We start from the raw sequence: 16,743 nt of genomic DNA on the forward strand, positions 1-16,743 counted from the left end.
AATGAAACTACAAACTTTACTACATGAAAAGGAGAATAGCGATGTCTAAACAAAATCAGTATTCTGTTCGCACAACGCTGGAGTCGGGCGGCAAAGAGTACGCCTACTACCGTCTAGGCGGGCTCGAAGAGCAAGGCCTTGGCGACATTTCCAAGCTTCCTTTCTCGATCAAGGTATTGCTGGAAGCAGCTGTTCGTCAATTCGACGGACGCGCCATTACGCCTGAGCATGTCAAGCAGCTTGCTAACTGGGCTAACGGCCGCGAAGACAAAGAAATTCCTTTCATTCCTGCACGTATCGTGCTTCAAGACTTTACGGGCGTTCCGGTTGTCGTTGACCTTGCCGCTATGCGCGACACGGTTAAGAAAGCCGGCGGGGATCCGAAGAAGATCAACCCGCTCGTACCAGTCGATCTCGTTATCGACCACTCCATCATGGTTGACGCTTTCGGTACTCCGGAAGCTCTGGAATACAACACGAAGGTTGAATTCGAGCGCAACGAAGAGCGCTACCGCTTCCTGCGCTGGGCGCAAACAGCGTTCGATAACTTCCGCGCGGTTCCTCCTGGAACAGGTATCGTCCACCAGGTTAACCTGGAGTACCTGGCATCCGTAGCCGCTACGAAGACGGTTGACGGCGAGACTGTCGTATATCCGGATTCCCTGGTAGGTACAGACTCCCATACTACAATGATCAACGGTCTTGGCGTTGTCGGCTGGGGCGTAGGCGGCATCGAGGCGGAAGCCGGCATGCTTGGCCAACCTCTATACTTCGTTATGCCAGAAGTTATCGGCTTCAAGCTGACAGGCAGCCTTGCTGAAGGCTCCACAGCGACTGACCTCGCGCTGACTGTTACCGAAATGCTTCGCAAAAAAGGCGTTGTCGGCAAGTTCGTCGAGTTCTTCGGCCCAGGCTTGTCCAACATCAGCTTGGCTGACCGTGCTACGGTTGCCAACATGGCTCCGGAATACGGCGCAACAGTCGGCTTCTTCCCGGTTGACAGCGAGACGCTGGACTTCATGCGTCAAACCGGCCGCCAAGAAGATCAAATCAAGCTTGTTGAAGCTTACTATAAAGCACAAGACATGTTCCGCACAGACGCTACGCCGGATCCTGTATTCTCCGACGTTATCGAGCTGGACCTGTCCACTATCGTGCCTTCCCTGGCTGGACCGAAGCGTCCGCAGGACCGCGTAGAGCTGACAGCAATGAAAGAAGCGTTCAACAGCATCATCCGCACGCCGATCGACAAAGGCGGCTACGGCCTGTCCGACGAGAAGATCGAGCAAGTGGTTCCGGTTCAGCACAATAACGGCGTTCATTCCAAAATGGGCACTGGCGCAGTTGTGATCGCTGCGATCACAAGCTGTACGAACACCTCCAACCCAAGCGTTATGCTGGGTGCCGGTCTCGTAGCGAAGAAAGCTGTCGAGCGCGGCCTGGTGAAGCCAGAATACGTGAAGAGCTCCCTGACGCCAGGTTCCCTGGTCGTTACGGAATACCTGAAGAAAGCGAACCTGCTGGAGCCGCTTGAAGCGCTTGGCTTCCACGTTGCAGGCTACGGCTGCGCAACTTGTATCGGCAACTCCGGTCCGCTTCCAGACGAAGTGAGCAAAGCGATCGCTGACAACGATATGACGGTAGCGGCTGTATTGTCCGGCAACCGTAACTTCGAAGGCCGCGTTCACGCTCAAGTAAAAGCGAACTACCTGGCTTCTCCGCCGCTGGTTGTCGCTTACGCTCTGGCAGGTACAGTGAACATCGACCTTGCTCATGATCCGATCGGACACGACCAAGACGGTCAGCCTGTATACCTGAAAGACATCTGGCCTACAAACGCTGAGATCAAGGAAGCGGTAGCGCAATCCTTGAACCCTGAGATGTTCAATGCGAAGTACGAAAACGTATTTACGCAAAACGAGCGTTGGAATGCCATCGACGTACCGGAAGGCGAAAGCTACGAGTGGGATGCAAAATCCACTTATATCCAAAACCCTCCGTTCTTCGAGAACCTTGGCTCCGTGCTGGCTGACATTGCCGACATCCCTGCAGCTAACGTACTCGCGCTGATGGGCGATTCCGTAACTACGGACCATATCTCCCCTGCCGGCAACATTACGGTGAACAGCCCAGGCGGCAAATATCTGATCGACAACGGCGTAGAACGCAAGGACTTCAACTCCTACGGTTCGCGCCGCGGTAACCATGAAGTGATGATGCGCGGCACATTCGCGAACATCCGTATCCGTAACCAAGTGGCTCCTGGCACTGAGGGCGGCGTAACGACTTACCTGCCTACTGGCGAGGTTATGTCCATCTATGACGCTTCCATGAAGTATCAGGCTGAAGGCAAAAACCTTGTTGTTATTGCCGGCAAAGAATACGGCACAGGAAGCTCCCGCGACTGGGCTGCCAAAGGCACTTACCTGCTTGGCGTTAAAGCTGTCATCGCTGAAAGCTTCGAGCGTATTCACCGCTCCAACCTGGTAGGCATGGGCGTGCTGCCGCTGCAATTCCAAGAAGGCCAAAGCTGGAAGACGCTTGGCATTACTGGAACGGAAACGTTCGATATCTCCGGACTTTCCAACGATGTTCAGCCTGGTCAGACGGTAACCGTTAAGGCTACCCGCGAAGACGGCTCGAACTTCGAGTTCCAAGCCATCGTTCGTCTGGACTCCCTCGTTGACGTAGACTACTACCGCAACGGCGGCATCCTGCAGACGGTGCTTCGCCAAATGATCGCTAACATGTAATATTCGCTGGATCTGGCGGCCCGTCCGGGCCGCTTTCCCAGCTATACAAAAACTCCGTTCCCTCGCTTTATGCGAAGGAGCGGAGTTTTTTTTAGTATTCGCAAGGCTGCAAGGCCTTTCATCCATTACCGGGTCATCGTCCCCATTCGCCTTGCCGCTTCCATCATGACGGGCGCATAATCGCGCATAGTAGCAAGCTTCATACGGCTTGCCGGTCCCGATACGGACAAGGCAGCGATCATGGTGCCCAAACGGTCGAAGATCGGCGAGGACAGCGCAGCCGCTCCTTCCTCCCGCTCCTCGAAGCTGGTCGCATAGCCTTGAGCCAGCACTTCCTGCAGTTGCTGCTTGTATTGCCGGATATCGATGGACGAGGGCCATGACGGGTCCTGCAAGATGCTCTCCTGCGTCGCCGGATCGGAGTAGGCTATCAGCACCTTGCTGGAAGCGCCGGCGTAGAGCGGCAATCTGACGCCTACAGGAGCGACTCTGCGCACAGCCTGATTGCTCTGCACAGCCTGACGCCTGATCCGCTCCGTGCCGTCGCGCACATAGATGCTGACCGTCTCGCCCAGCTGATCGCGAAGCCGCACCATTTCAGGCAGCCAGATCGTCGCCAGATCGTCGGATCGCGACAAGTTGGCGGACAGCTCCCATACCTTGAGACCCAGATGATAGCGGTCCGTCTCCCGGTCGCGTTCGATGAATCCCTTCTCCTCCAGCGTAGCCAGCATCCGGTGCACAGTGCTCTTATGAAGGCCTACATGCTCCGCAATTTCCGTCATCGCCCAGTCTGTCTTCGATGTAAAGCAAAGCAATATGTCAAGCGCGCGGTCCACTGCCCGGACCGTAGATTTCCCCTCTTCCAACTCCCGGCACCTCCTCATTCTTTCGGTCTTAACCCTCAATTGGCATCTTATTTGCATCTATACCTAAAAGATTCGAGTTTCATCGGCTGAAACCCTTTTTCAAAATGAGTGAAATCGATTCTCAATTAGTATACCTCATTCATTCGGCAATCGTAAAGCATTCTGCTACATTACAAAATGATTACAAGCCCCTAACAATCGCACGACACGAATTGACAGGCCGCTAGGACTTTACTACCATTAATGTATATAAGCGATAACGCTTTCATCATTGTTTCCAAGCAAAGGGGGATGCATCATGGACACCACGATCACAACGACACGCCCTCTGGAGAGCTTCGCTCCCGCGCTGCCCTCACCGGCTATTCAGACGGAGCCCGCAGCCCTTCCGCGAGCCAAGTCCAGCGGACGGCGCAAGCATCTCCTATTCGCTTCTATCGCCGCTTTGTTCGCGACGGTCCTGATCGCCATTATCGTCTTTCACGGTTATGTCGCCTGGATGCTCGCTTATCCTTATGTAGCGCCGCTGTCCTCCAATCCGCAGGATGCGATCGGAACAGCCTATGAAGACGTTGTATTTCCCAGCCACAGCGGCGAGACGACAGTAAGCGGCTGGTATGTGCCTGCTGCATTAGACGTCGCGGATGGGACCCCTTCGGCCCGTACAGTCGTATTCAGCCACGGCTACGGAGCCAACCGCGAGGAAGATTGGGTACCGATGTACGATCTGACGAAGCTTCTGCATGATTTGAGATATAATGTGCTTCTTTTTGATTACGGCTATGCTTCAACGGATTACAAGGCTCCCGCCACCGGCGGGCGCGAAGAGTCCCAGCAGCTGCTGGCCGCCGTCAAATATGCCAAGTCGCGCGGAGCCGACGATATTGTCGTCTGGGGCTTCTCCATGGGAGCCGGTACCGCTCTGCAGACTGCCCTGCTCACAGACGAGATTGATGCGATGATTCTCGACAGTCTCTTTATCCCAAGCTCAGAGGCTTTGTTCGATAATCTCAATCAATTCGTTCCGCTGCCGAGATTCCCTTCGCTTCCACTTATCGAATCCATGATTCCGCTCTGGACGGGAAGCAGCTTCGGCTCGATCCCGGCGGAAGAAGTCATTGCCACATCTTACGATATGCCCATCTATATCATTCACGGAACCAAGGACGCAAAGGCCCCATTCGGCACAGCCGAGGCGATCGCCCACAACCAGGGCAACGCATTGTCCCGCTCCTGGATCGTCCAGGACGGACAGCATGAGCTGCTGTTCCGCGCTCATCCTCGCGAATATGTGCAGCGCACAGCGCTTTTCCTTAGCCAGGTTGACGGCCAAGTACAAGCGAAGAGCGAAGGATGACGCCGAACGTACAAAACGAGCATGCCCTCCATGCCGCTATTGCGGGATCGAGAGCATGCTCGTTGCTTGTTATAGCTTATCTTGCGATTATTGCTTGAGCAATGCCAGAAACTCGGAACGAAGCGCCGAGCTTGTCCGGAATTCGCCGCGGACAGCGGACGTCACCGTCTTGCTTCCCGGCTTCTTCACGCCGCGCGCGCACATGCAGAGATGCTCGCCCTCTACCACGACCATTACGCCGTGCGGCGATAGCTCTTCATCCAGGATATCCGCAATCTGCGATGTGATGCGCTCCTGCACCTGCAGCTTGCGCGTAACGGCTTCTACCAGCCTTGCCAGCTTGCTCAATCCGGCAATCTTGCCGCTTGGCAGATATCCGATGTGAGCCTTCCCGAAGAATGGAGCCATATGATGCTCGCACTGGCTGTAGTAGACGATATCGCGTACGATAACCAGTTCTTCATGCTGCTCGTCGAACGTGACGCCAAGCACCTCGCGAGGATCTACATCGTAGCCTGCGAAAATCTCCTCGTACATGCGAGTGACTCGGGCAGGCGTCTCCAGCAGTCCTTCACGCTCGACGTCCTCCCCGATCAGCTTCAAGATTTCTTTCACATGAAATTCTATTTGTTCCCGGTTGTCCGATACCTTCGAATTGACGTAGTCTTTTTTGCCCGCCATTCGTCATTCGCTCCTTCCGGTTCCTCGCCTCAACTGCCTACTTGCGAGGGAACTTTTGGTTTTTCATCATATTTTGGGCGCGTGACATTTGCTGCTTGTTGAGATTGTATCCCATTTGCTTAGCCATGCGCTGAATCATCTCAGGATCGTTCTGCATCTTCTCGAGCTGCTTGCGCAGATAGAAGACGCCCGCGATGAAGCCGCCTACCGCTCCCACGATCAGCGTTACGATAGGAATTACGATATTATACCATTCCATCTATGTCACCAAACCCCTTCAATTATAATTGTCATATCCTTCAATAAGCCCAACATCCCTGTATCATAGCATGTTCGTGCTTGTTCCGCAACGAATCGAACACGACTTTTCGTGGAAAAAAATCGAGCCCGCCTTGCGAAGTTCGGCAAGGCTGCCGGCTCGATTTATGGATGCTGCTCATGCTCTGAATCCAGCATCTGAATAGCTGAAGCGATGGCATCCCGCGCCTCCGCGTCGCTCTCCGTGCGCATCGCCGCTTGCAGCGCCTCCGCTGCCTCTTCGCCGCCGATTCTGCCCAGCGACCAAGCGGCTGTGCCGCGCAGCACCGGCCTCGGGTCGTCCTTCAGCACGCCGATCAGATCGGGAACGGCCGCCTTCTCCTTGAAGTTGCCAAGCGCGATAACCGCATTGCGCTGAATCGGCTTCTTGCCCCGCCACGCTGAAGAGGTAAAGCCGTACATATCCTTGAATTCGCGGTTGCCGATCGTAAGCAGCGGCAGCAATAACGGCTTCGCCAGCTCATTGTCCGGCTGCAGCTCGGGCTGATGCGTCCAGTTTTTGCCGCGATTCTCGGGACATACCACCTGGCAAGTATCGCAGCCGTACAGCCGGTTGCCGATCTTGCGCATATACTCATCGGACACCATGCCTTTGGTCTGGGTCAGGAAGGAGATGCATTTTTTCGCATCCAGCTCCCCTGGCCCCACCAGCGCTCCCGTCGGGCAAGCATCGATGCATTTGGTGCATGTGCCGCAGCTCTCGGTGACAGGAGAGTCCGGCTGTATCGGCAAGTTCGTAATCATCTCGCCCAGATAGATCCAGGAGCCGAATTCCGGCGAGATGATCGCGCAGTTTTTGGCGCTCCAGCCAAGCCCTGCCCGCTCCGCCACAGCACGGTCCGACAGCGCTCCCGTATCTACCATGCTCTCTACTCGGATCTCAGGCACGCGCTCCCGCAGCCAGGCCTCAAGCCGCTCCAGGCGGTTGCGGAGCACCTTGTGATAGTCCTCTCCCCATGCCGAACGCGCCATAATGCCCCGTCTGGCTCCGGGCTCGGACTTAGGCGGGTCGATCAGCTTCGAAGGATAGGCGATCGCAATCGCAATAATGCTCTGCGGGTCGTCGAACAGCAGCGACGGATCGGTGCGCTTATCGAGATCGGGCTCCTCGAACCCCGATTCTCTCCCCAGCTCCCTGTGGCGGACCAGCCGCGCTTTAAGCGTCGTGAACACTTCAGCGGACGCCACGCCTACCGCGTCAATGCCAAGCTCCTTCGCCGCATCCTTCATCTCTTGCTTCAATTTATCCCAATCGTATTTCATCATCTATAACCGCTTGATCGCTTCGCGGGCGAGCTCGTCGCACCGATTATTGAATTCATTGTCGCTGTGGCCCTTCACCTTGATATACTCCACCGTGTGCAGCTTCATCAGCTCCCACAGCTGCTTCCACAGATCCTGGTTCTCGACGGGCTCCTTCTTGCTGTTCTTCCAGCCGTTGCGCAGCCAGCCGTGAATCCAGCCCTTCTGGAAGCAGTTGACGACATAAGCGGAGTCGCTGTATACCTGAACGCGGCAAGGCTCCTTCAGCAGCTTCAGCCCCTCGATAACCGCCTGAATCTCCATCCGGTTATTCGTCGTCGCTTTCACTCCGCCAGAAAGCTCCTTCTTATGGATACCATAGAACAATATTGCGCCCCAGCCGCCCGGACCGGGGTTGCCGGAGCATGCGCCGTCCGTATAGATCATCACTTCCTTCAATCTCCGCACCTCCTGTTACAGCGTCTTGATCTCCTTCAGCGGCCATACGATAAAATCGGCCCTGCCGGTAATCCAATCGCTATGAACGGGACCGAAGCTTCTGCTGTCCAGGCTTGCCCGTTCATGTCGATTGTCTCCCATTACAAAATATAGTCCCTGCCCGATTACAACAGGTCCGTAGCTTTCGCCTTCAATCTCGATATCGGTATAACTCTCATTCACAAGGTCCCCGTTCCGGTACAAATGCCCGCCCGCTATCTCGATGCGGTCGCCGGGCACGCCTACAACACGCTTCACAAGCAGACGCTTGCCGTCCTCCGCTTCATAAGGGTCCTTCAAGACGACAACATCGCCGATATCCGGATGGTCAAATAAATATACGAATTTATTGACGTAGAGCCATTCCTTCTCTTGGAGCGTCGGCTCCATCGAATGGCCTTCTACAGTCGACAAGTGGAAGACGAAATAATGAAGAAACACTACAATAGCGATTGCAATAAAGGCCGTCCTCAGCCAGTCTATCAACAATTTGGTCGGGCTAATCCCGCTCATTCGTCCACCTCCATGCCGGAGGCAAGCCAATGCTCGTAATAGGCGAGAGCTGTCTTGTCAGAAAAAGGGGATGCGCCGCGCTCGACGCGTTCCAGCAATTCATTCAGGCCCTCCCGCACCTTCGCAAGCACGGACTGCGGATAATGATATTGCTGCCTATGCTGCTCGAACTCGTCCTGATCGACAATGTACCGGTTGCCGTCGGCCGTGCGGATCACATCGAGATCATAGTCGATATAGGTCAGGATGCCTCCTTGGAGGTATGGGGGCGAAGCGATGTTGCAATAATAGCGCACCCCTCCCGCCTCCAGCAGCGCAACGACATTAAACCATTGCCCCGGAATAAAGAAGGATACCGCCGGCACCCGGCTTACCCATTGCTTGCCGTCGGATTCCTGGATCGGCGTCTGACGGTTAATTAGGACGATTACCGATTCTTCCTGATGCTCCTTATTAAGCAAATGGCTCGGCACCATCCAATTCCGCAGCCACAGCCGGTGCATATGACCGTCATGCTTGAAGCTCTTTATAATACAAGGTTCGAATGTGTCCATGCCTTTCGTGCTCCTCGATTCACTTTCATGCACTTTTTGAACAACCTCTTATAGTAATAAGAAAAGCATATCCAGAGGCCAAATGCAATGGCTTTCCAGATATGCCCATGCCAAACACGAATGAATAACAATCTCTATCTAACCTGTTACGATACTAAGCTTTTGGAACGACCGGAAAAAATCCGTAGTCGCAAATCCCATGGATTCGTAGAGCGGCAAAACCGGTTCGTTATGCTCGTCCGCCGTAATCAGAATCTTGGATACATTGCGTTGCGTGAAACGCTGGCGCAAAGCGGTTACCAAGCCTTTGCCTACGCCGCTGCGCTGATGTCCGGGCGATACCGCAATTCGGTAGTAATAGCCTTTGTTGTTATCGATCGTGCCGATAATCATGCCTACGATTTCTGATTCCTTGACAGCGACTAGAACTAAATCGCTATCCCATGATAATTGACGAGCAAATGCTTCCATCGTTTGCTCATAACATTCCGTTGTCAGAACTTCTTCTAGCAGTTCCGTAAGCGGTTTGTAGTCGGACAACTGGAAGGAACGAACATTCATTCAATTAACACCTTCTACCATGTCATAGTCTCGTACCCGTATATAATACGACGAAATGTTGCGTATTCCTTCTTTTTTCTTTAAATTTCTTTAAAAAATGTTTAAAATCGCTCATTTTCTCATGAAAACGCTTTATTATAAGCGCTTACATTTAAAATACTTCAATTAATTCATAATATATTTTTCCAGCGCCATCCTGCGGCCGCTTCCTGAATTCCTTACAATCTCTTCTCAAAGCTGTTTATTGTTCCATTATCGCATAGCTTTGTTTCATTTTGCGCATAATTGTCCAAGGAATGGGAGACGCTACTTTGCGGGCTTCAACGATGTCTGCATGCCCGCCTGAAGCGGCCAGCGACTTTTTCAACATAAATGTTGATTTATTCGTTCCGATAAGGGATAATGGAGTTGATCAACTACATATTCAGGAGGTAATAATCATGGCACATCAACTACCTGCTTTGCCTTACGCGCACAATGCGCTTGAGCCGCACATCGATGCGACTACAATGGAAATTCACCACGGCCGTCACCACAACACATACGTGACGAACCTGAACGCTGCTCTGGAATCTGCTCCTGAGCTGCAAAACAAATCGATCGAAGAGCTAATCGGCGATCTGGCTAGCGTGCCTGAGTCCATCCGCACAGCGGTTCGCAACAACGGCGGCGGCCATGCGAACCACAGCCTGTTCTGGGAAACAATCGGCCCTAACGCAGGCGGCGCTCCTACTGGCGCTCTGGCAGCGGCAATTGACAGCGAGCTGGGCGGCTTCGAAGCGTTCAAAGCTGACTTTGCAAAAGCGGCTACAACTCGTTTCGGCAGCGGCTGGGCATTCCTGGCTGTAGCGAACGGCAAGCTGAAAGTATACAGCCTGCCTAACCAAGACAGCCCGATCATGGAAGGCGAGACGCCAATCCTTGGCCTGGACGTATGGGAGCATGCTTACTACCTGAACTACCAAAACAAACGCCCTGACTACATTGCAGCTTTCTGGAACGTAGTGAACTGGGACGAAGTCGGCAAGCGCTACGAAGCTGCCGTGAAATAATAAGCCCTACATGCAAGAAGCCTCCTTCCGCCTATGCGGTAGGAGGCTTCTTCTATGTTAGGGAACCCTTTATACATTCGCTTTCTCAGCGCGAAAGTGGCTGGGCGTGCAGTCGTAATGCTTGCGGAACACCTGCGTGAAATGCCGCACATCGGGATAGCCGACCAGCTCCGCAATTCTCGTAATCGACAAGTCAGGGTCGGCGAGCAGCTCCTCCGCCCGCTCCATCCGCAGCTTCGTCACATACTCCTTGTAGCCTGTTCCTGTCTTCTGCTTGAACAGCTTGCTGAAATATACCGGATTCAAATACACCACCGAGGAGACGATCTCCAGCGACAAGTTGTCCTGAAAGTTGCTCTTCATATATTGAATGGCAATGTCGATCACGTCGCTTTTGCCGCCTTGCGCATGCTCATCGACACTGCCGGCTTCCGCAGCCGTCATGTGGAACTTGCGGATTTCATCCGGTATGTTGTAGAAGTCGCACAGCAATTCGCTCATATCGAACTGATAAGGCACCTGTAGACAGCGGTCCAGCTGCTTGACCGCCACTTCTTTGAAGGCGGCGCTCCCCATATCCTCCTGCAGCGTGAGCACACCTACAAGGAAATCGCCGTCCAGGTTCACGATAAACCCTTTCCCGTGCCGCTCGATCAGCTCCGTCATCACATTCTCCACGATGAAATTGCCGAGCGTCAGCTCCGGATTGCTGTTCAGCTTAATCCCGATCAGATGGAACTGCTCATGCTCATCCCGTATGGAACGAAGGTCGAAATTGCCGATATCAAGCCCCTGCACCCATCTGCGGAATACCGCCTCGCGCAGATAGTTCAGATTCTGCTCCAATAAGCCCCTTCCTGTCGGGCGGGCCGACTCCAGCCTCCACTCCTCCATCAGCGACGTTACGGACTCCACAACCTGCTCCTTGCCGAAGGGCTTTAGAATATAATCCTTGGCCCCCAGACGCAGCGCCTCCTGCGCATAAGCGAATTCGGAATAGGCCGATACCACAATCCACTTAATCCCTTTATGCGAATGGCGCGCCTCTGCAAGCAGCTCCAGACCGTTCATGCCCGGCATCATAATATCCAGAAAAACAACATGAATACGCTCGCTGCCAAGCAGCGCGAGCGCATCATTCGCCGATGCAGCCGTGCTGACCGTAATGTCATCGTACACGCTGCTAATCGTTCGTTTCAATCCTTCACGGATCGTCCTTTCATCGTCAACGATGAGTATGTGCATATCTTCCCCTCCTTGACGAGCTTCAGCTCCGTTATGCTCTAGGCATGATGGAAGGAACCATGACGGTTACCGTTGTGCCGATATTCTCCTCGCTGTCGATACGCAGGCCATATCCTGCCCCGTACTCCAGCACCAGCCTTCTGTGAACATTGAGGAAGCCTGCGCCGGAGCCTTGCGACTCTCCATAGATGGCCGGCTCCACAGACAGACTCTGGCGCTCCTCCTCCTTGAGCTGGCTCCATTCCAGCCGCTCTGCGCGTTTCAGCGACAGCTGCAGCTCATGAAGCTTCTTCGGAGGGATGCCCACGCCGTCGTCATGAATGAAGATATATACCATCTGCCCTTCTCCCTTGGCCGTGATCGTTATCGTCCCTTCGGCCGACTTGATCGACAGCCCGTGAATGACCGCGTTCTCGATGAGCGGCTGCAGCGTCATCTTCGGCAGCAGCGTCTCCATCAATTCCTCGTCTACACGATGCTGCACATGAATGCGACCATCCGAGCGCGCGCCGATAATGGTCATGTAATAATGAATCTGATCCAGCTCTTCCTTCAGCATGGCTGTCGAGCTGCGCCAATCGCTGCTATACCGGAACATGCGTGAGAGGGAATTGACCAGATTGGCCAGCTTCTCGTTCTCCTGCTCGTCAAGCAGCCAATAGATCATCTCCAGTGTATTATAGAGGAAATGGGGATTAACCTGCGACTGCAGCGCATGAATCTGAGCATTCTTCTCGCTCGCTGTCGCAATTTTGTTGCGCTCCACCAGACCGTTGATTTCACTGACCATCCGGTTGAAGTGCTCATTCATATAGTTAATCTCATCGTAGGAGGCGCGCGTATGCAATTGGGGACTCAGATCGCCGCGCTCTACCCGGCGCATCTCCTGTACAATCGACTTGATCGGCTTGGAGACTGAACGGGACAGCAGGAATGCAATGACGATGGCGGCAAGAACGATGGCAACGGATACGATGACAAAATACCGGTTCGCCGCGGCCTGTTCCACTCTCGCGACCGGCTTCGGCGTCACCGACAGCAGCTTCCAGCCAAGCTTGGGATCCATCGCTGTCACGATAAGCCGTTCATTATCGCTCGCATCGGCAGCATCCTCCAGGAAGGGATACTGGTCCAGCACCGACTTCTCCGGATAAGCCGATGTATCTTCAGGATGAGAGGTGACAAGCAAGGAGCCTGAAGACGAATAGACATAGGATCGGCTCTCCGGCTTGATCATCAGATTGTTCATCGAAGACAGGAAGGTTCTCGGATCCGCCTCAATAACAAGGAAACCGAGCGGCCTCGTCGTATACAGGTTGGTCATCACCCTTCCGAAGGTGAAGACCGGCTCCTCTTGCTCTTCGCGGATGGTGAGCGAATCCTCGCCCAGCATCCCGCCCCACACCAGCGAGCCGTCCGATTCCCGCAGCTCCTTCATCCATTCGCTTTTCATAAAACCATGATTAATTTTATGAGTCGTCGACTCGTAGCTGTATACGTTGCCGACCGGCGATATAATATGGATGCTCTTCACATCGTTATAGCTGTAGTAGATCGTTCCAAGCGCGCCCATCATCAGCAGCTGCTTGTTGAACTCATCCATGACAGTCGGTTCCTCGCGGGACAGCAGACGCTGAATCTCCGCATTGCTCATTATCGATTTGGTCAGGCTGTCATAGCCTCTGGCAAGCAACGAGAAGTTATCCATCGCTTGAGACACGTTGCGCTGTGCGGCTTCGCCGACTCGCATATCGATCTGTTGTGCGGTGTACTGATAGAAGATGCCGGTCAGAACGATCAGCAAAGCGAGCGTAGACAATAGTATCCATAGCAATAGCCGCGCGCGAAACGTATTCAGACGAATTCCCAACAAAGCGTTGCCTCCTTGCATGCAAGCCGCTTATCCTTTGACGGCCCCTGCCACCATGCCTTTCGTAATTTTGTCCGAAAGGATGAAGTAGAACGTGATGACAGGCAGCGCTCCAAGCACCAGATACGCCCCGATGGAGCCGTAATTCGCCGTGTACTGCCCGACAAAGCTGTTCACGCCGAACGGCAGCGTCTTGAGCGAATCCGCCGATATGAAGGTAGCAGCGATAATATATTCATTCCAGATCGAGATGAATGTCAGTATAGTAACGGTCATAATCGGCGGCATCATAATCGGAAGAACGATGCTGAAGAAAATCCGATAGATGGAAGCTCCGTCGATCATGGCGGATTCTTCGATTTCACTCGGGATTCCTCTCAGAAAGCCCGACAGGATAAATACTGCCACCGGTATAGAAAAAGCAACGTACGGAATGATGATGGAAGCATGCGTATTCAGGATACTCATATTTTTGAAAATAACCATCAAAGGCAGTAAAGTCGATTGGATCGGAATCATGATGCCGACCATGAACACCAGCATAATGATGTTGCCGTAACGCCACTTGAACCGGGTAATGGCATAGGACACCATTCCGCTAAGCACGATTGTCAGAATAAGCGTAATGCCCGTGACCCATATACTATTGCCAATATACTTCAAATAATTGCCCGAAGTAAATGCGTCTACATAGTTCTCCCACATAAACCTCTTCGGCAGGGCAAAAAACTGCCCCGATACAATCTCGCTGCTCGTCTTGAACGAATACAGCAGCAGCCATACCAGCGGATACAGCTGTGTAACGACAAGTATGCTCATCAATATCCATGCGCCCGTGCGCCTTACAATCCGGAAATCCATCTTCGTCATTCTCCTTTCTCTAAGAAGCGGCTTCTTCCGCGCGCTTGAACGCCAGATTCAACAATACCGTCATCACGAGGCAGAAGACGACCAGGAATGTGGAGATTGCGCTTCCGTATCCGTATTTGAAGGAATTGAACGTCATGTAGTACATATGCGTTGAGATAACCTCTGTCGTATTGGCCGGACCCCCGCCCGTCATAACGACGATGAGGTCGAACGCCTTCAGCGAGCCGATAACAGCCAGTACAACGGAGATTTTAATAACAGGCGACAGCAGCGGGAGCGTAATGTAACGGTCGGCCTTGAAGCCTTCCGCCCCGTCGATGCTGGCAGCCTCGTAGATATCGCTCGAAATATTCTGCACGCCTGTGAATTGAATCAGCACATGATACCCGATGTACTGCCAGAAGATCACGAAGCAAAGCGCAAAGATCGCCCAGTCGGTATCGGCAAGCCATGTCTTGGTCCAGGACTCCAGTCCAAACTTCACAAGCATCTGGTTCAGCATGCCGCCAAGCGACGCAGGGTTGTAGATCGACTTCCACAATTGGCCGATGACGACTACAGACAGAATGACCGGAAGAAAATAGCTGGAAATCAGGAAGTTCGCACGGCGGACGTAACGGCTGACCAGAATGGCAACCACGATCGCAATCGGCACTTGCAGCAAGGATGCGACCGAGATGTATAAAGTTCTCAGCACAGACGGCCAAAAGATTGGATCTTGCGTGAACAGCACCTTATAGTTGTTCAAGCCGACGAATACTTGATCGCCCATCCCTGCCCATACCACTAATGAATAATAGACCGACACCAGTATCGGCGCGAATACAAACGCCATGTAAAACAACAGACAGGGAAGGACGAACACCGCTATAGTCCATTTGCCTACCTTCAATACTCCGTTCACTAGCTTACCCTCCCATACGCTTGGAGCCACAAAGGGAACCTTGCGGCTCCCTTTGCGTCACGCTTTTTTTTTATTTTTTGTTCAATTCCCATGTCTTCTGATGCTCTGCCGCCAATTCTTCAACATTCACGTCTTTGATCAGCAAGCTTTGCAGGCCAGTCAGGTGCGTTTGGGTTGTTGCCGGCTCGATCACGTTGTCAAAGTTCATGTCGCCGCCTTGAACTTCATTGAAACGCTGCATCGCTTCAACCGCCAGGTCGGAGTAGCCGGCTGCCTTGAAGTCGCCATCCACTTTTTGCGCCAAGCCTACAGCCGCTTTTTTCTCAAAAGCAACTTTCGGATAGTTCACGAGCAGGTATTTCAGGAATTTCTTGCTCTCATCCAGATGGTCGCTGTTAGCGCCCAGCGCGTAAGCTGTGCCAGGTGCGATTACGTAGTCCTTCGGATCGCCTTTGCCGTTAACAGTCGGGAATGGCAGGAAGCCGACTTTGCCGCTTACTGTCTCGGAAGCATCAATGGAGGAAATCTCCCAAGTACCCATGAAGTACATAGCTGCTTTGCCGTCGCGGAACTGCTGGGAAGCTGTGTTGTTGTCGTATGTTGCCGCGCCCTCTTGGTAAGCGCCTGCGTCGATCAGCTCTTTTGTTTTTTGCAAAGCTTCTACAAATACCGGATCGGTGAATTGCTTGTTGCCTGATACTACATCATCCAGGAATTTCGGTCCGCCGTTCACACGCTGCAATACGTTGGTGAACATGAAGGACAGCGGCCATTTGTCTTTGCCGCCCAGCATCATCGCTGGAATGCCGGCTTCCTTGAACTTAGGAATCGAAGCAACGATATCTTCGAACGTCGTTGGCGCTTCTACGCCAGCTTTCTCGAACAGCTCTTTATTATAGAAAATGCCTGCAAGGTTCATGTTGTATGGAAGCGCGTATACATTGCCGTCGAAGGAGTAGTACTCCAGGACGCCTTCCAGGAAAGTGCCCTTCAGCTCGTCATCCAGCATGTCGTTCAGCGGAGCAAGGACTTTGCCGTTCGCGAACGGCTGCAGCTGAGCGCCAGGGTTAACCATCGTAATGTCGGCTACTTCGCCGGATGCAGCTTGCGTCTTCAGCTTAACTTTTTGCTGCTCCGTATCAAGGCGGTCCCACTCGATTTTGACGTTCGGATTTTCTTTCATGTAGTTATTTACGATTTCTTCTTCCACTTGATATTGAGGAGTCGACTTATCTGTCTGCAAGGTTTGAAGTGTCAGCGTAATTTTTTTGCCTTCCGGCTTTCCTTCAGCCGGTTTATTAGTGGAGCCTGGCTCTTTGTCGCCTCCACAAGCGGCAAGCGTCAAAGTCAGTGCCGTTGCAAGCACCAAGCTAATCGCGCGTCTTTTTTTCATTCTTAAAATCCCCCTCGAGTTGATATCGCTTACAACTATTACTCTACCCCTTATGCCCTCTTC

16 protein-coding genes are annotated in these 16,743 nt (G+C 53.1%); 3 read left to right on the forward strand and 13 right to left on the reverse strand.

The genetic code is table 11. The features are described 5' to 3' along the window. Positions 1–41: 41 nt before the first annotated feature. The gene (gene acnA / locus D3P09_RS09695) at positions 42–2,753 is read left to right on the forward strand and encodes an aconitate hydratase AcnA (RefSeq protein WP_120109349.1); all 2,712 of its coding nucleotides are present in this window, start codon (positions 42–44) and stop codon (positions 2,751–2,753) included. A gap of 125 nt (positions 2,754–2,878) precedes the next feature. Here acnA and D3P09_RS09700 read toward each other — a convergent pair whose 3' ends face one another. After that, positions 2,879–3,622: an IclR family transcriptional regulator gene (locus tag D3P09_RS09700; RefSeq protein ID WP_120109350.1), complete on the reverse strand. Its 744-nt coding sequence runs from the start codon at positions 3,620–3,622 to the stop codon at positions 2,879–2,881. Positions 3,623–3,920: 298 nt separating this feature from the next. Here D3P09_RS09700 and D3P09_RS09705 point away from each other — a divergent pair, with 298 nt between their 5' ends. Continuing rightward, positions 3,921–4,979: an alpha/beta hydrolase gene (locus D3P09_RS09705; protein WP_120109352.1), complete on the forward strand. Its 1,059-nt coding sequence runs from the start codon at positions 3,921–3,923 to the stop codon at positions 4,977–4,979. An 87-nt stretch (positions 4,980–5,066) separates the two neighbouring features. Here the strand turns inward: D3P09_RS09705 and folE are convergent, their stop codons facing one another. The 7 genes from folE to D3P09_RS09740 form a co-directional block, all read right to left on the reverse strand. Next, a complete protein-coding gene (folE, locus tag D3P09_RS09710; protein WP_120109353.1) occupies positions 5,067–5,660 on the reverse strand; it encodes a GTP cyclohydrolase I FolE in 594 nt (197 codons plus the stop codon). A gap of 37 nt (positions 5,661–5,697) precedes the next feature. After that, positions 5,698–5,919: a YneF family protein gene (locus tag D3P09_RS09715; protein WP_120109355.1), complete on the reverse strand. Its 222-nt coding sequence runs from the start codon at positions 5,917–5,919 to the stop codon at positions 5,698–5,700. Positions 5,920–6,083: 164 nt separating this feature from the next. After that, entirely contained in the window at positions 6,084–7,244 is a 1,161-nt protein-coding gene (gene queG / locus D3P09_RS09720; RefSeq protein WP_120109356.1) for a tRNA epoxyqueuosine(34) reductase QueG, read from the reverse strand. After that, entirely contained in the window at positions 7,245–7,679 is a 435-nt protein-coding gene (gene rnhA / locus D3P09_RS09725) for a ribonuclease HI (RefSeq protein ID WP_120109358.1), read from the reverse strand. 15 nt (positions 7,680–7,694) lie between these two features. Continuing rightward, positions 7,695–8,231 carry a signal peptidase I gene (gene lepB / locus D3P09_RS09730; RefSeq protein ID WP_120109359.1) on the reverse strand — a complete coding sequence of 179 codons (537 nt, stop codon included), beginning with the start codon at positions 8,229–8,231 and terminating at the stop codon, positions 7,695–7,697. Next, complete coding sequence (locus D3P09_RS09735) at positions 8,228–8,785, reverse strand: DUF402 domain-containing protein (RefSeq protein ID WP_120109361.1); 558 nt, start codon at positions 8,783–8,785, stop codon at positions 8,228–8,230. Before D3P09_RS09735 ends, lepB begins: the two co-directional genes overlap by 4 nt. Before the next feature lie 138 nt (positions 8,786–8,923). Next, positions 8,924–9,346: a GNAT family N-acetyltransferase gene (locus D3P09_RS09740; protein WP_120109362.1), complete on the reverse strand. Its 423-nt coding sequence runs from the start codon at positions 9,344–9,346 to the stop codon at positions 8,924–8,926. Between the two features lie 440 nt (positions 9,347–9,786). Between D3P09_RS09740 and D3P09_RS09745 the strand changes: the two genes are divergently transcribed. Further along, complete coding sequence (locus tag D3P09_RS09745) at positions 9,787–10,398, forward strand: superoxide dismutase (RefSeq protein WP_119800326.1); 612 nt, start codon at positions 9,787–9,789, stop codon at positions 10,396–10,398. A 69-nt stretch (positions 10,399–10,467) separates the two neighbouring features. Here the strand turns inward: D3P09_RS09745 and D3P09_RS09750 are convergent, their stop codons facing one another. From D3P09_RS09750 to D3P09_RS09770, 5 genes are all read right to left on the reverse strand, one after another. Beyond that, on the reverse strand, positions 10,468–11,643 hold the full coding sequence (locus D3P09_RS09750) for a response regulator transcription factor (protein WP_120109364.1): 1,176 nt from the start codon (positions 11,641–11,643) through the stop codon (positions 10,468–10,470). A 31-nt stretch (positions 11,644–11,674) separates the two neighbouring features. After that, positions 11,675–13,516 carry a sensor histidine kinase gene (locus D3P09_RS09755; protein ID WP_165867374.1) on the reverse strand — a complete coding sequence of 614 codons (1,842 nt, stop codon included), beginning with the start codon at positions 13,514–13,516 and terminating at the stop codon, positions 11,675–11,677. A 27-nt stretch (positions 13,517–13,543) separates the two neighbouring features. Next, a complete protein-coding gene (locus D3P09_RS09760) occupies positions 13,544–14,374 on the reverse strand; it encodes a carbohydrate ABC transporter permease (RefSeq protein WP_207892469.1) in 831 nt (276 codons plus the stop codon). Positions 14,375–14,393: 19 nt separating this feature from the next. After that, a complete protein-coding gene (locus D3P09_RS09765; RefSeq protein ID WP_243644040.1) occupies positions 14,394–15,287 on the reverse strand; it encodes a carbohydrate ABC transporter permease in 894 nt (297 codons plus the stop codon). 70 nt (positions 15,288–15,357) lie between these two features. Further along, positions 15,358–16,680 carry an extracellular solute-binding protein gene (locus tag D3P09_RS09770; RefSeq protein ID WP_120109368.1) on the reverse strand — a complete coding sequence of 441 codons (1,323 nt, stop codon included), beginning with the start codon at positions 16,678–16,680 and terminating at the stop codon, positions 15,358–15,360. Between the last annotated feature and the right edge of the window lie 63 nt (positions 16,681–16,743).

The organism is Paenibacillus pinisoli (genome assembly GCF_003605435.1).
In the GTDB taxonomy this organism is placed as follows: Bacteria; Bacillota; Bacilli; order Paenibacillales; family Paenibacillaceae; genus Pristimantibacillus; species Pristimantibacillus pinisoli.

Coding starts and splice junctions, on each gene's coding strand:
- acnA (WP_120109349.1), top strand. CDS start 42: ATGTCTAAACAAAATCAGTATTCTGTTCGCACAACGCTGGAGTCGGGC.
- D3P09_RS09705 (WP_120109352.1), top strand. CDS start 3,921: ATGGACACCACGATCACAACGACACGCCCTCTGGAGAGCTTCGCTCCC.
- folE (WP_120109353.1), bottom strand. CDS start 5,660: ATGGCGGGCAAAAAAGACTACGTCAATTCGAAGGTATCGGACAACCGG.
- D3P09_RS09715 (WP_120109355.1), bottom strand. CDS start 5,919: ATGGAATGGTATAATATCGTAATTCCTATCGTAACGCTGATCGTGGGA.
- queG (WP_120109356.1), bottom strand. CDS start 7,244: ATGATGAAATACGATTGGGATAAATTGAAGCAAGAGATGAAGGATGCG.
- lepB (WP_120109359.1), bottom strand. CDS start 8,231: ATGAGCGGGATTAGCCCGACCAAATTGTTGATAGACTGGCTGAGGACG.
- D3P09_RS09735 (WP_120109361.1), bottom strand. CDS start 8,785: ATGGACACATTCGAACCTTGTATTATAAAGAGCTTCAAGCATGACGGT.
- D3P09_RS09740 (WP_120109362.1), bottom strand. CDS start 9,346: ATGAATGTTCGTTCCTTCCAGTTGTCCGACTACAAACCGCTTACGGAA.
- D3P09_RS09745 (WP_119800326.1), top strand. CDS start 9,787: ATGGCACATCAACTACCTGCTTTGCCTTACGCGCACAATGCGCTTGAG.
- D3P09_RS09750 (WP_120109364.1), bottom strand. CDS start 11,643: ATGCACATACTCATCGTTGACGATGAAAGGACGATCCGTGAAGGATTG.
- D3P09_RS09760 (WP_207892469.1), bottom strand. CDS start 14,374: ATGGATTTCCGGATTGTAAGGCGCACGGGCGCATGGATATTGATGAGC.
- D3P09_RS09770 (WP_120109368.1), bottom strand. CDS start 16,680: ATGAAAAAAAGACGCGCGATTAGCTTGGTGCTTGCAACGGCACTGACT.